The following is a 14,221-nucleotide window of genomic DNA, read 5'->3' as shown; positions in this document are numbered from 1 at the left end:
CACGTCGATCGCGGGCTGCCAGCGCACGCCCGCCGCGTCGACGACGACGAGAGCGCGTCGGGGTGGGGGCCGAGCGCCGCTCGGTCCGGTGCTCCCTTCCCGCGCGCCCCCCATCTCGGGGCCGGGCGCGCTCCGGCCGTGCCTGCCCGCACGGCGGCCCCGGCGCGCGCGCACTGCAGGCGACGGGCGGGGCTGCGCCGCAGCGCAGGACGAGGCGGCCCGGCGTGCGCGCGGGCACGAGCGCCGCGTGCGGCGTGTCGACGACGTCGCGCGAGTCCGCGGCGTCGACCACGCGCAGCGCCAGGCGCAGGGTGATGTTGGCGCGCACGTCCGCGCTGACGGCGCCCGCCGGTCGCTGCGTCGCGAGCACGAGGTGGACGCCCAGCGAGCGTCCCTGCGCCGCGACGCGCAGCAGCCCCGGGAGGAAGTCGGGCAGGTCGTCGGCGAGGGCCCTGAACTCGTCCATGACGACGACGAGCCGCGGCAGGGTGCCGGCGGGCAGCTCGTCGACGCTCGCGGCGCCCGCGTCGGCGAGCACCCGTTCCCGGCGGTGCAGCTCCGCGCGCAGGCCGGCGAGGGCACGTCCCGCGAGCCCGGCGTCGAGGTCCGTGACCTGGCCGACGACGTGCGGCAGCCGGCCGCAGGCACCGAAGCTCGCCCCGCCCTTGAAGTCGACGAGGGCGAACGTCAGCTCCGCCGGGGAGCGGCCGAGCGCGAGCCCGGCGACGAGGGTCTGCAGCAGCTCGGACTTCCCGGAGCCCGTCGTGCCCGCGACGAGCACGTGGGGGCCGTCGGCGACGAGGTCGACGCTCACGACCGCACCGTCCGCGCCCACGCCGAGCGGCGTGCGCAGCGCGCGGTGGTCGCGCCCCGCGGCGTCTTTCCAGCGTCTCGCCACCCAGGTCTCGAGGTCGGTCGGTGCGGCGTCCGGCCCGTCCGCGGCCGGACCGCCGCCGTCCCGCTCCGCGGGCGGCACCGGCGCGCCCAGCAGCGCGCCGAGCGCGACGTCGCCGGGAAGGGAACGTGCCGCCGGGTCGCAGCCGTCGGTGCCGGCGGCGTCGGCGGGCGCAGACGGTCCAGGTGGTCGGCCGCGGCGAGGTGGCGCGCGAGGACCTCGGCCCACGCCGTCCCGACGCGACGCGCGGGCACGCGGTGCGCGTGCCGTCGGCGCGGACGAGGGTCGTGCCCGCGTCGCCCACGTGCAGGACCGTGCGGCACCACGCCGGCACGGACCGCGCGTCGGCCGCGACGAGCACCAGCCGTGTCCCGATGGGCCCCAGACGTTCCCACGCGGCGGCGAGCTCCCCGGGCGCCGGCGAGCCGTCCACGACGAGCACGTCGGCGGTGTCGCGCGCCGGCACCTCGGCGTCGAGCCGCCGGGTCGCGCCGGCGCGCGGCAGCCAGCGGCACCACGCCCAGTCCGCGGTCGCGGCGGGGGAGTGGCGCACCGTGAGCGCCGGGCCCGACGCGAGCAGCTCGGCGAGCACCGCCCGCGCCGTGGCGAGCGCCGCAGGGCGAGGTCCGACGACCGCGACGCAGCCGTCCGGCAGCGCGGGGAGCGCCGTCGGGCCGCCAGGCTCCGTGGCGCCGCCCGGCTCCGCGCCGACGCCCGCCTCTCGGGTGCCGCCCGGCGGCAGGGCAGCACCCGGCCGGCGCCGACGTCGGGCGCGAGGTGCGCGACCAGCGCCCAGGTGAGCACGTCCGCCGGCCGTGGGCGCAACGGGTCCGGGGCGTCGGCGTCGTCCGCGCCGGGGCGCTCCGGCCGCGCCGTGCCCGGCGCGCCCGGGTCGCGCGCCGCCGGCGCGCGCGAGCAGCGCGGGGACGAGGAGGCGAGCGGCCACGAGCGCGAGCAGCGCGTACAGCGGCTGCCGGAACGTGACCGCGAGGGCGAGCGAGGCGACAGCGGGCGTGAGCGCCGTGGCGAGGTGCGTCGTCCAGGGCGCGGCGCCTCGGGGGCAGGGACCGGTGCCGGGCCGGGCACGGGCGGCCCGCCGCGCGGGCGGTGCTCGAGAGGGGGCGGCGGTCGCAGGGCGTAGGCCGACCCGCGGTGCACGACGACGTGCCGCGTCCGCCACGCCGCACCGCCCCGACGGCGGAGCCGGCGCCCACGCCGTCCGGCGACCGCCCGCGCGTCGTCCGCCACCTCGCCGCCCGCCCGCGCACGCACGCGCCGGGCATCCCCGGAGCCGCGGACGCGCACGGCCGTGCCGCGTCGGCCCCGCGACCACCGGACCTCGAGGTCGTCCACCACGACGACGCCGCGCCGGACGCCCGTGCCGTCCCCGGTCCCCAGCGGGACGAGGCGCCCCGCGTCCGCGCCGGTGAGCACGGCGACGTGCCAGGGCGCGGCGAGCACGTCGGGCGCGCGGGATCCCGGCTGCCGGGGCGCCACGGCACCCCGGCGGCGCGGCGCCGTCGAGAGCGTCGCGCCCGGCAGGAGCGGGCGCGTGCCGCACCGGTGGTCGTCGTCGACGGGGACGCCGTCCACCCGGAACGGCGCGGTGAGCAGCTCGGGCCGGCATGCGGCCCCCGCCAGGGCCGGCCGCAGGTCGCCCAGGCGTGCCCCCGCGTCGAGGAGGACGTCCGTCGCCGGGTGGAGCGTGACGCGGAGGCCGTCGGTCGTCGGGAGGGGCACGCGGCGATCCTGCCCCGGAGGCACGGTGCCGCGCAGCACGCGCGTGCGCCCCTGTGGACGACCGTCCCCAGGGGCGCACCCGCGGTCCGCGCCGCGGCGTCAGTCCACGGCGAGGGCGGCGACGGGCGACGTCCGCGCGGCCGTCCGTCCCGGGACCACGGACGCCACGAGCCCCGCGGCGAGGGCGACCACGAGCACGAGCGCGATGTCGCGCCACGGCACCGTGAGCGCCACGTCGCCCATGACGCTGAGCGCGGTCGCCGACCCGGCCCACCCGTACAGCAGGCCCAGCACGATGCCGAGCAGCGCGCCCACCCCGGCGATGAGCATGCCCTCGATCGCGAGCATCCAGCGCAGCTGCGAGCGGCTCAGCCCGATCGCGCGCAGCGTCGCGGACTCGCGGCGCCGCTCGATCACCGACAGCGACAGCGTGTTCGCCACGCCGATGAGAGCGATGACGACGGCCACCGCGAGCAGACCCACGATGACGCCCAGCACCGTGTCGATGACGTCCTGCATCATCGCGCGCTCGACCGCCGCACCGAGGACCTCGACCGGGACCTCGGTCTCGACGAGCGCGTCCTGGATCGTCGGCACGACCTGCGTGGCCGCCTGCGGGTCGTCGAGACCGACCCACAGGCGCGACACGACGGCCTCCGGGTCGAGAGCGCGGAGGTCCTCGGTCGTCAGGAGCCACCCACCCACGCCGCCCACGCGTGCCGTGACCTCGACGACGTCGCCCGCCGGTCCCGTGAGCTCGACGTCGTCACCGTCGGCCAGGCCGTACAGCTCCGCCGCGCTCTGCGGGATCAGCACGGTGCCCGCGGCGAGCTGCTCGAGCTCGTCCGGCGAGCGCACGACGCCGCGCGCCTGGTCGGGGTGCACGCCGTGCACGCTCGTGACGCTGCCGTCCGGGAGCGTCGCCTCCGCCGCGCTCAGCTCGACCACCCGCGCGACGCCGTCCACGCCCGACACGGCGCGCACGACCTCCGCCGGCACGGCGTCGCCCGTCGCCCCGTAGGCGTCGGTCGCCACGAGCACGTCGACCGGGTACTGGTCGTCGAGCGCCGAGTCGAGGCTCGACCGGGCGCTCGCGGCACCGGTCGACATCATGGCCACGAGCGTGACGCCGATGAGCAGCGCGGTGCTCGTCGCGGTGGTACGGCGCGGGTTCCGCAGGGTGTTCGCGGACGCGAGCCGCGCCGTCGACCCGGTGCCGGCGAGCAGGCGGCCGAGGAGGCCGACGACCGCGGGCAGCCAGAACACGGCGCCCACGAGGATCCCGACGAACGACAGCGCGCCCCCGGCGACGCCGACGAGGATCCCGGCCTCGGGCGTGCCGGCGTACCCGAGCGCGATGCCGCCGGCGAGCAGCGCGGTGCCGCCCAGGGTGAGCAGGGACGCCACGACGAGACGGACCCGACCTCCGCCGCGCGCCACCGTCGGGGCGTCCGCGGGGCGCAGGGCCTCGAGCGGGGCGACGCGCGTGGCGGCACGGGCCGGCGCGAGCGACGCCACGACCGTCACGGCCGTGCCGACGAGCAGGGGGACGAGCACGACCGCCGGCGTCACGGTGATCGTCGCCGGGATCGGCACGCCCAGGTCGCACCGCGCGCCACGAGGAGCGCCACCTGCGTGAGCAGGCCGCCGAGCAGGATGCCGCCGACGGACGACACGACGCCGAGGATGGTGGCCTCGGTGAGCACCGACCGGGCGAGCTGGCGCTTGTCCGCGCCGACGGCGCGCAGGAGCGCGAGCGTGCGCGTGCGCTGGGCGACGAGCACCTGGAAGGTGTTCGCGATGACGAGCGCCGCCACGAGGAGCGCGACGGCGGCGAAGCCGAGGATGACGAACGTGAACACGTCCCGGTCGCCGGTCAGCTGCCGCGCCTGCTCCTGCGCGTGCTCGGCGGGCGTGACGGCCTTCGCGTCCGCGGGCGCCTGCGCGCCGATCGCGGCGCGCGCCGTCTCGAGCTCGGTGCCGGGCGCGAGGCCGACCATCGCGGCCGAGTACGTGCGCTCCGGGTCGTCGGGCGTGGCCTGCGCGGACTCCCACGCCACGAGGTCCTCGCGCGCGACGACCGCGGCGCCGCCCATCTGCGCGTACGCGCCGTAGGGGTCGTCCGTGGTCCCGACGACCGTGAGCCGGTCGCGGACCTCCTCGTACGTCCCGCCGTCCGGTGCCGCGGCGTCCCAGACGTTGCGCGAGCTCGTCACCGTGCCGCCGACGGCGACGCCGAGGCGCTCGGCGACGTCCTCGGGGAGCGCGACCTGGCCGGCGGCGCTCGGCAGGGAGCCCTCGACGACCTCGAGCGCCTCGAAGCGGGGGTCCGACGGGGCCGGGACGGCCATCTGGAACACGCGCTTCGCCCCGTGCTGCAGGTCGAGGTACGTGAGCTGGACCGGCTCGACGGCGTCGACGCCCTCGACGCCCTCGAGAGCGTCGACGTCGTCCGGCGTGAGGTAGTCCGGCGCCGAGACGACGAGGTCGGCGTCCGCGTACTGCGCGGCGATCGAGTCGTTGGTGGTCTGCGTGATGACGTTGCCCGCGATGAGCGTCGCCGCGACGAAGGCCGTCCCGATGACGATCGCGACGCCGGCCGCCACGAGGCGGCCGATGCTGCGGCGCATCTGCGCCAGGGTGAGGCGGAGCATCAGGCGCGCACCGCCCCGGTGCCCGTGCCGGCGGGGGCCGTCGTGGCCGTCGTGGCATCGTCGGCCACGTCGAGCGTGCGCAGCGCGTCGAGCCCGGCGAGGACCGACTCGGGCGTCGGGTCCGCGATGTCGCCGGCGATGCGTCCGTCGGCGATGAGCACGACGCGGTCCGCGTAGGCGGCGGCCGTCGGGTCGTGCGTGACCATGATGATCGTGCGGCCCAGCTCACGGACGCTGCGGCGCAGGAAGCTCAGCACCTCGGCGCCCGCGCGCGAGTCGAGGTTGCCCGTCGGCTCGTCGGCGAAGACGACCTCGGGGGCCGCGATGAGGGCGCGCGCGATCGCGACGCGCTGCTGCTGGCCACCGGAGAGCTCGCTCGGCCGGTGCGTCAGGCGCTGCCCGAGCCCGAGCGTCGACACGAGCGTGTCGAACCACGCGCGGTCCACGGTGCCGCCCGCGAGCTCGACCGGGAGCGTGATGTTCTGCTCCGCGGTGAACATCGGCAGCAGGTTGAACGACTGGAACACGAAGCCGACGCGGTCGCGGCGCAGCCGGGTGAGCGCGGTGTCGTCGAGACGCGTGACGTCCGTGTCGCCGAGGAACGCGTGGCCGCTCGTCGCCGAGTCGAGGCCGGCGAGCAGGTGCATGAGCGTGGACTTGCCCGAGCCCGAGGGGCCCATGATCGCGGTGAAGTGGCCGCGTGCGAAGTCGACGTCCACGCCGTCGAGCGCGTGCACCGCGGCTCGCCCGTGCCGTACGTCTTGCGCAGCGCGCGGGCGCGCACCGCGGGCGGTCCGGCCGTCCCGGCTCCGGGGCCGCCGTCGGGTGCGGGCTCGGCGGGTCGGTACACGGTCGTGTCCACGTCGTCTCCTGGTCTCGTCGTCATGAGGTCGGTGCCCCCCGGGCGGCGCCCGGGCGGTCGTCCTCGACGCTACGGACCGCGACCTCGCGGCCGCGTCCGGCGACGGGGTGGTCCCCGGCCGCTGCGGGTCATCCCGTGGTCGTACGTGGGCAGCCCGTCGCGTCCGACCAGGGCCGACGCGGTGCGGGGCGGACCGGTCGCGGGGTCAGGAGCCGGGACGCACCAGCCGGTCTCGTACGCCGTGACGACGGCCTGCACGCGGTCGCGCGCGCCGAGCTTGGCGAGGATGCGGCCGACGTGCGTCTTGACGGTGGCCTCGGCGACGAAGAGCTCGGCGGCGATCTCGGTGTTGGACCGCCCGCGCGCCATGAGCAGGAGCACCTCGCGCTCGCGCTCGGTCAGGCCCGCGACGGCCGCGTGCTCCGGCGAGTCGGGCGCGTGGTCCACGGGGAGCGCCGTGACGAGGTGCTCCAGCAGCCGGCGGGTGGACGACGGCGCGATGACGGCGTCGCCACGGTGCACCGTGCGGATCGCGGCGAGCATCTCCTCGGGCGGCGCATCCTTGAGCAGGAAGCCGCTCGCGCCCGAGCGGATGGCCTCGAGGACGTACTCGTCGAGGTCGAACGTCGTCAGCACGATGACCTTGGGCGCGTACCCCCCGTCGGCGGCCGCCGCCGTGAGCCGGGCGGTGGTCTGCAGACCGTCGAGGTTCGGCATGCGGACGTCCATGAGCACGACGTCGACCGCGTGGTCGGCGAGGAGGCGCAGCGCCTGGAGGCCGTCCCCGGCCTCGACGGCGACCTCCAGGTCCGGCTGCGAGTCGATGACCATCCGGAACCCGGCGCGCACGAGCTGCTGGTCGTCGACGAGGGCGATGCGCACGGGAGCGGTCGCGGCGGCGTCCGGGGCGAGGGGGCCCGGGGGGAGGGGAGCGGCGTCGGTCATGGCGTCCTGTCGGTCGGTGCGAGGGGTCGGGTGGGCGGAGGCGGCGGAGGAGGCGGTGCCGGCCGTCGCGCGCAGCGGCCGGGCCGGCCGCCGCGGCGGGGACGGGAAGGGTCAGGTGGACCCGGAAGCCGCCGCCGGGTCGCGGGCCGACGCTCACCGTGCCGCCGAAGAGCGCGGCGCGCTCGCGCATCCCGAGCAGACCGTAGCCGCCGGAGTGCCGCGCGGCGTCCGTGGGCGCGTCCGCGGAGGCACCGCGCCCGTCGTCGTCGACCTCGAGGTCGAGGGCGGTCGCGCCCCACCGCACGACGACCGTGACCGTCGGGTCCGGCCCTGCGTGCTTGAGGACGTTCGTCAGCGCCTCCTGGCACACGCGGTAAACCGTGAGCCCGGCGCCGGCGGGAGGGTGCGGGCCTGCCCGACCCGGACGAGCGAGACCCGCAGGCCGCTGTCGCGCACCTGGGCGACGAGCTGCTCGAGGTCGGCCGTGTCGGGCTGCGGCGTGCGCTCGAGCGCCGCGGGGACAGTGGTCGAGCCGGCACCGGGCTCGGGGCCGGGGTCGTGGCGGGAGACCGGGGCGAGCGGGGCGCGCGGCGCGTCCGCGCGCAGCACGCCGAGGAGCCGGCGCATGTCCGACAGGGCCGCCCGCCCCGTCTCGGAGACCGTCGTCAGCGCGCGCTGCGCCGCCGCCGGGTCCGCGGACGCGGCGTACCGACCGCCGTCGGCCTGGGCGATGATCACGGACAGCGAGTGGGCGACGATGTCGTGCATCTCCCGCGCGATGCGGGCGCGCTCGGCCGCGGTGGCGATCTGCGCCTGCTGGTCGCGCTCGACCTCGAGACGCTCGGCCCGGTCGACGAGCGCGGCGATGGTCTCGCGCCGCGAGCGCCGCGCGAGGCCGAAGGCCCACACGGCGAGGAACGTCACGCCGCCGAAGGTCGAGGAGAAGAGGACCGTCATGGCGAGATCCGCGAGGCGGCCCGTCTGCAGCCCGAGCGCGACGCCGAGCACGAGCGCGCCGAGGAGCGCCGACGCGATCGCCGTGCGGTGCGCCCAGCGCGGTCCGTAGACGGTGACGGAGTAGAGCGCCACGAGGACCGCGAGGTCGGCGGGCATGAGCAGCAGGTAGCCCGCGAGGAGGTGTCCGAGGGCCGCGGCGAGCACAGCGACCGCCGACGCGACGGGTCGGGTGCGCCGCCAGGGCAGCGGGGCGAGGACGGCGAGCGCCCAGAACGCGCCCCACCACCCGCTGAGGTCCGCGCCGACGGCGCCCGCGTTCGGCGCGAACGCGGCCGACGCCGGGACGACGACGAGCGCGGCGAGGAGCGTGACGGAGAGGTCGACGGCGAACTGGTTCCTGTCGGACCACTGCCCGAGCCGCGCGTACCACCCCATGGCGCCCAGGGTAGGCAGGGAGGGGTCGCGACGGCGTCCGCCCACGGTTGCAGACGGGCCGCGACACGATAGGCCCGAAGTCGTACGGATGCCCTAGCATGAGCGAATGACCCACGTACTGCTAGCGGAGGACGACCCGGCGATTGCCGAACCTTTGGCACGTGCGCTGACTCGTGAGGGTTACGACGTCGTCGTCCAAGGAACCGGTCAAGGGGCGATCGACTCCGCGAGCGCGGCGGACATCGTGGTGCTCGACCTGGGCCTCCCGGACATGGACGGGCTCGACGTCGCACGCGAGATCCGCCACAAGGGTCTCACCACGCCCGTCCTCGTGCTGACGGCGCGTGCGGACGAGGTCGACCTCGTCGTGGGCCTGGACGCCGGGGCCGACGACTACGTGACCAAGCCGTTCCGTCTCGCGGAGCTGCTCGCGCGCGTGCGGGCGCTGCTGCGCCGCAGCCACGGCGAGACGGGGGACGAGGAGGACCTCGCCGCCCAGGACGTGCGCATCGACGTCTCCGCGCACCGCGCGTTCCAGGGCGAGCGCGAGCTGCACCTGACGACGAAGGAGTTCGAGCTCCTGCGCGTGCTCGTGGCCAGCGCCGGGTCGGTCGTCGTGCGCGACGCGCTGATGCGCGACGTCTGGGGATCCGAGCCCGTCGGCTCCACGAAGACGCTCGACATGCACGTGTCCTGGCTGCGCCGCAAGCTCGGCGACGACGCGAACTCTCCGCGCTACATCTCGACGGTCCGCGGGCTCGGCTTCCGCTTCGAGACCGGCGAGAGCTGACGCGCCTGCGCGGGCCGGGGAGGTCGAGGAGCAGCGTGCGCCGGCGGATGCTGCAGGCGACGGTGGCGGCGGTCGCCGTCGCGGTGATCCTGCTCGGGTTCCCGCTCGCCTTCTTCGGGGCGCAGCTCGTCCTGCAGGGCGAGGCGGACGAGGTGCAGGCGCGCGCCGACCGCCTGGCGACCCGCATCGACCGCCGGATCGCGGCGGACGAGGAGATCCCGGACGCATCATCGAGGACGCCGTCCAGTCGTCGGGCGCGGACATCGCGGCGTCGGTGTACGTCCAGCTCCCCGACGGCACGGTGCTGCGGGCCGGCGAGGACGTGACCGGGCGCGAGATCCGCAAGGTCGCGACGTCCGAGACCGGCGCGATCGTCGACATGTCCGTGTCGTACTGGGCGGCCTACTGGACGGCCGCGCAGGTGGTCATCCTCGTGGTCGCGGCGTCCGTCGTCGCGTTCGCCGCGGGGATCGGCATGGCGGTGTGGCAGGCGAACCGGCTGTCCGCCCCGCTCGTCTACCTCGCCGCGTCGGCCGAGCAGCTCGGCTCCGGCCAGGTGCGCCCGCGCGTCGAGCCGTCCGGGGTCGAGGAGATCGACCTCGTCGCGGCCGAGCTCGCGCGCAGCTCCGACCGGCTCGCCGGCCGCCTCGCCGCGGAGCGCCAGTTCGCCGCCGACGCCTCCCACCAACTCCGCACCCCTCTCACCGCGCTGAGCATGCGCCTCGAGGAGATCTCGCTCGCGTCCGACGACCCCGCGGTCCAGGAGGAGGCGCGCATCTCGCTCGAGCAGGTCGAGCGCCTCGTCGGCGTCGTGGACGACCTGCTCGCCTCCTCGCGCCGGTCGCAGGGCGGGACGACGGAGGCCGTGGACCTGCTCGACGTCGTACGCCAGCAGGAGGAGGAGTGGCTGCCGACCTTCGAGAAGGCCGGGCGCCGGCTCGTCGTCGACATCCCCGCGCGCTGCCAGGTGCTCGCGACGCCCGGCGCCCTCGCGCAGGTGCTCGCGACGCTGCTCGAGAACTCGCTCAAGCACGGCGGCGGCACGACGACGGTGCGCGCGCGTCCGTCGAGCACGAGCGGCGCCGTGGTCACGGAGGTCTCGGACGAGGGCCCGGGGGTCCCCGACGACCTCGCCCCCCGCATCTTCGAGCGCGAGGTCACGTCCGGTGCCGGCACCGGGCTCGGTCTGGCGCTCGCCCGCGACCTCGCCGCGGCGGACGGCGGGCGGCTCGAGCTGGCGCAGCGACGGCCCCCGGTGTTCGCGCTGTTCCTCGCGGGGGTGCCGCGCCGGCTCGACCCGCGCGTCGTGCTGCCCATGGGCACGGCGGTCCCCTCGGGGCGTCGTCGGCGCCGCAAGCGCTGACGACGCGGCGTCACGTCGAAGGGGTGCCGGTGCGCTCCGACTCGAGCGCGTCGACAGCGCCCTCGCCGTCCGCGCCGTCCATGCCGTCCATGCCGTCCCCGCTGTGCTCGCCTACCGCCGGCGTGCCCGTGAAGACGAGGCGCCGGTAGGCGACGTACCGGAACGCGGTGCCGAGGGCGAGCCCCACCACGTTCGCCGACACGTTCTTCGCGAGCGGCGACGTCAGCCCCAGCACGTAGGTGGAGAACGCGAGGCAGCCGACCGCGACGAGCATGCCGCCGACGTTCACCACGATGAACGCCGCCAGCTCGCGCCCCCGGGTCGCCGTGCGGCGCGCGGCGAACGTCCAGTGGCGGTTTCCCAGCCACGCGACGAGCGTCGCGACCGCGACCGAGACCACCTTCGCCGTGAGCGGCTTGTGCCCGAGCAGCTCGCCGGGACCGAAGCTCAGGAGGTTGAACAGCCCCAGGTCCACGACGTACGCGACCGCGCCCACCGAGCCGAACTTCGCGAGCTCGCGCACGCGGTCGGCGAGCCGCTGGCGCGGCCGGGACGGGACGGAGGCCATCCGCCGAGCCTACCGGGCGCGCCGTCGAGGACGCCGGGCGCGCGGGGCGTCCGCGTCGTGGCACCCGACCGGGCGTCCGGGCCGCAGGCACTAGGGTGGGTGCACGTGGCAGCACCAGTGATCGCGGTGGTCGGCGGCGGACAGCTCGCACGGATGATGGCCCCGGCGGCCGGGGAGCTGGGCGTGCACCTGCGGGTGCTCGTCGAGGCGCCCGGGACGTCGGCGGCCCAGGTGGTGGCGGACGCGCCCATGGGCGCCGCGTCCGACGAGGCGGCGATCCGCGCGCTCATCGCCCCGGCCGACGGCGCGCCGGCCGCCGTCCTCACGTTCGAGCACGAGCACGTCCCGAACGGACTGCTGACGGACCTCCTCGAGCACGGCACGCCGGTGCGCCCGGGACCCGAGGCGCTCGTTCACGCCCAGGACAAGATCGTCATGCGCCGGCGCCTGACCGCGCTCGGCGTCCCGTGCCCGCGCTGGGCGGCGCTGCCCAACGAGCCCGACGCGGCACGCGCGGCCCTCGCGGAGTTCCTGGCCGACGTCGGGGGCGAGGCCGTCGTCAAGACGTCGCGCGGCGGCTACGACGGCAAGGGCGTCCGCGTGGTCACCACCGCCGGTGGGGGAGCGGACCAGGTCGCCGAGTGGATCGACGCCGCCGCGTCCGGCGGCCCGGCGCTCCTCGTGGAGGAGAAGGTGCCGTTCACGCGCGAGCTCGCCGTGCTCGTCGCCCGGCGACCGTCCGGCGGCGAGGACGGCCGCGGCGAGGTCCGCACCTGGCCCGTGGTCGAGTCGATCCAGCGCGACGGCGTGTGCGCCGAGGTGGTCGCACCCGCGCCCGGGCTCACCGACGCCGAGGCCGCGCACGCCCGCGACGCCGCCGTGCGCATCGCCGAAGGGCTCGGCGTGACCGGCGTGCTCGCCGTCGAGATGTTCGAGGTCGCCGGGGGACCGGACGACGACGGACCGCGCGTCCTCGTCAACGAGCTCGCCATGCGCCCCCACAACTCCGGGCACTGGACCATCGACGGTGCCGTGACGAGCCAGTTCGAGCAGCACCTGCGCGCCGTGCTCGACCTGCCGCTCGGCGACACCAGCGCGACCGCGCCCTGGACCGTCATGGCCAACGTCCTCGGGTCCACGCTCGACGAGCTCACCTCCGCGCTGCCCGACGTGCTCGGTGCCTTCCCGGACGCCCGGGTGAACCTGTACGGCAAGGACGTGCGCCCCGGCCGCAAGCTCGGCCACGTCAACGTCAGCGGCGACGACCTCGACGAGGTGCGCCGCCGCGCGCTGGCCGCCGCCGCGATCCTGCGCGGCGAGCACCCCGACCACCCGGACGACGAGGAGCACCGACCGTGACCCAGAACCCGATCGTCGGCATCGTCATGGGGTCCGACTCCGACTGGCCCGTCATGCAGGCAGCCGCCGACGCACTCGCCGAGTTCGACGTGCCCGTCGAGGTCGACGTCGTCTCCGCGCACCGCATGCCCGTCGAGATGATCGACTACGGCCGCACCGCCGCCGACCGCGGCCTGCGCGTCGTCGTCGCCGGCGCCGGGGGAGCGGCCCACCTGCCCGGCATGCTCGCCGCCGTCACGCCCCTGCCCGTCATCGGCGTGCCCGTGCCGCTCCGGCACCTCGACGGCATGGACTCCCTGCTGTCCATCGTCCAGATGCCCGCCGGCGTCCCCGTCGCCACCGTGTCCGTCGGCGGGGCGCGCAACGCCGGGCTGCTTGCCGCGCGCATCCTCGCGTCCGGGACGGACGACGACGCGGTGCGCCTCCGCGAGCGGATGGTGGCCTTCCAGCAGGACCTGGGCGACCAGGCGCGCGCGAAGGGTGCGCGACTGCGGGAAGGGCGTGCGGGCGAGCGCTGAGCGAGCCCCGAGCCTGCCGCCGCGTCAGGGCTGCGGCAGGCCTCCCACCTGTCCCGGGGACAGATTGCCGTCGCGGACGTCCGACCAGAACTGCGGAGCCAGCTCGGGATCGAGCTGCACCGTCGACCCGATGTTCCCGGGACGGTAGTCCGGGTTGCCGATCGGCGGCGTGCCGGTCACGCCGCCAGGCCCGTTGGCCGCGCGGAACGCGAGCGCGAGCCTGCCGAGGTCGACGATGCCCGTGTCCTCGTCGACGGTCAGCGCGCCGATCCCGGCGTCGAGGAGCGAGACCTGGTCGCCCGGCCGGAACAAGATGCTCGCGTCCGCGGCCTTGGTGCTGACCGCGCCGATGACCTGGCGCTGCCGCTCCGCGCGTCCGATGTCACCCTTCGGGTCGGCGTAGCGCATGCGGGAGAAGGCGATGGCCGTCCGACCGTCTGCCATGTGGCACCCGGCGGTCCACACCAGGCCGCTGTTCGGGTCGTTCACGTCGTAGTCGAGGCAGAGCTCGACACCTCCGAGAGCGTCGACCACACCCTGGACCCCGCCGAACCCGACCTCGACGTAGTGGTCCACCGTCAGCCCGGACAGCTGCTCCACGGCGCGGACCAGGAGAGGCGGTCCGCCCCATGCGTACGCGGAGTTCAACTTGCTGGGGCCGTTGTCGGGGATCTCGGCATACGTATCCCGGGGAAGGCTGATGAGCGAGACGGGCCCGGACGCCGGGGCGTGCAGCAGCATGATCGTGTCCGTGCGCGCGCCCTCGGTGCCGTCCTCGGCGATGACGTCGCCGCGCGCGTCCGAACCGGCGAGGAGGTAGGTGGTTCCCGGCGTGCCCGGTGCGCCGGACAGGGCCTCGACGTGCTGGATCTTGCCGTTGGCCCACACGAGGAGCCCGATCGGCCAGGCGAGCAGCAGTGCCAGTACCATGCAGGTCACGACGAGTGCCACGCGGGCCCTGCGGACGCGGAAGCCCGCAGCGCGGCCCATCGGCGGCCCGCTCGGGACCGGCCGCCCGTTACCGGGCCGAGTCTGGCGCGGCCGGTGCTGGGCGCCGACCGTTCCCGAGGGCGCCGGGGTGCGTGGCGTGCCGGCTGCCCGCCGCACCCCCGCTGGCGCGACGCTTGGCGGCGCC

Annotated in this window: 10 protein-coding genes and 3 pseudogenes; 4 read left to right on the top strand and 9 right to left on the bottom strand. The window is 76.4% G+C overall.

Translation table 11 applies throughout. The annotated features are described in order from the left end of the window. The 7 genes and pseudogenes from BJF88_RS20700 to BJF88_RS00435 form a co-directional block, all read right to left on the bottom strand. A partial coding sequence (locus BJF88_RS20700) for an FtsK/SpoIIIE domain-containing protein (protein ID WP_255371605.1) occupies positions 1-976 on the bottom strand: 976 nt, incomplete at its 3' end. Positions 977-2,734: 1,758 nt separating this feature from the next. After that, on the bottom strand, positions 2,735-4,231 hold the full coding sequence (locus BJF88_RS22770; protein WP_369824425.1) for an FtsX-like permease family protein: 1,497 nt from the start codon (positions 4,229-4,231) through the stop codon (positions 2,735-2,737). Then, positions 4,204-5,289, bottom strand: coding sequence for an FtsX-like permease family protein (locus tag BJF88_RS22765; protein ID WP_369824424.1), 1,086 nt, complete (start codon positions 5,287-5,289; stop codon positions 4,204-4,206). The genes BJF88_RS22770 and BJF88_RS22765 overlap by 28 nt, the downstream gene beginning before the upstream one ends. Further along, positions 5,289-6,151, bottom strand: a pseudogene (locus tag BJF88_RS00450) (ABC transporter ATP-binding protein). Before BJF88_RS00450 ends, BJF88_RS22765 begins: the two are co-directional and overlap by 1 nt. A gap of 69 nt (positions 6,152-6,220) precedes the next feature. Beyond that, positions 6,221-7,096: a response regulator transcription factor gene (locus BJF88_RS00445; RefSeq protein ID WP_083648737.1), complete on the bottom strand. Its 876-nt coding sequence runs from the start codon at positions 7,094-7,096 to the stop codon at positions 6,221-6,223. 157 nt (positions 7,097-7,253) lie between these two features. Continuing rightward, positions 7,254-7,466 (bottom strand): annotated as a pseudogene (locus BJF88_RS22760) (ATP-binding protein); the annotation flags it as partial. Continuing rightward, positions 7,448-8,488 carry a sensor histidine kinase gene (locus tag BJF88_RS00435; RefSeq protein ID WP_075827337.1) on the bottom strand — a complete coding sequence of 347 codons (1,041 nt, stop codon included), beginning with the start codon at positions 8,486-8,488 and terminating at the stop codon, positions 7,448-7,450. The pseudogene BJF88_RS22760 and the gene BJF88_RS00435, both read right to left, overlap by 19 nt. Before the next feature lie 106 nt (positions 8,489-8,594). On the opposite strand from BJF88_RS00435, the gene BJF88_RS00430 reads away from it, so the two are divergent. Further along, the gene (locus BJF88_RS00430) at positions 8,595-9,278 is read left to right on the top strand and encodes a response regulator transcription factor (protein WP_075827336.1); all 684 of its coding nucleotides are present in this window, start codon (positions 8,595-8,597) and stop codon (positions 9,276-9,278) included. 35 nt (positions 9,279-9,313) lie between these two features. After that, a pseudogene (locus BJF88_RS00425) lies at positions 9,314-10,641 on the top strand (ATP-binding protein). A 10-nt stretch (positions 10,642-10,651) separates the two neighbouring features. Here BJF88_RS00425 and BJF88_RS00420 read toward each other — a convergent pair. Beyond that, positions 10,652-11,209 carry a GtrA family protein gene (locus tag BJF88_RS00420; protein ID WP_075827335.1) on the bottom strand — a complete coding sequence of 186 codons (558 nt, stop codon included), beginning with the start codon at positions 11,207-11,209 and terminating at the stop codon, positions 10,652-10,654. 105 nt (positions 11,210-11,314) lie between these two features. Between BJF88_RS00420 and BJF88_RS00415 the strand changes: the two genes are divergently transcribed. Together BJF88_RS00415 and purE are read left to right on the top strand one after the other, a co-directional pair. Beyond that, positions 11,315-12,568: a 5-(carboxyamino)imidazole ribonucleotide synthase gene (locus BJF88_RS00415; RefSeq protein WP_075827350.1), complete on the top strand. Its 1,254-nt coding sequence runs from the start codon at positions 11,315-11,317 to the stop codon at positions 12,566-12,568. Between the two features lie 26 nt (positions 12,569-12,594). Continuing rightward, the gene (purE, locus tag BJF88_RS00410; protein ID WP_075827349.1) at positions 12,595-13,086 is read left to right on the top strand and encodes a 5-(carboxyamino)imidazole ribonucleotide mutase; all 492 of its coding nucleotides are present in this window, start codon (positions 12,595-12,597) and stop codon (positions 13,084-13,086) included. 24 nt (positions 13,087-13,110) lie between these two features. Here the strand turns inward: purE and BJF88_RS20695 are convergent, their stop codons facing one another. Beyond that, complete coding sequence (locus tag BJF88_RS20695) at positions 13,111-14,016, bottom strand: LCP family protein (protein WP_075827334.1); 906 nt, start codon at positions 14,014-14,016, stop codon at positions 13,111-13,113. Positions 14,017-14,221 lie beyond the last annotated feature (205 nt).

This window comes from Cellulosimicrobium sp. CUA-896 (genome assembly GCF_001942335.1).
Taxonomy (GTDB): domain Bacteria; phylum Actinomycetota; class Actinomycetes; order Actinomycetales; family Cellulomonadaceae; genus Cellulosimicrobium.
The sequence above is the reverse complement of the archived record's forward strand: the minus strand, read 5'-3'. Positions and strand labels throughout refer to the sequence as shown.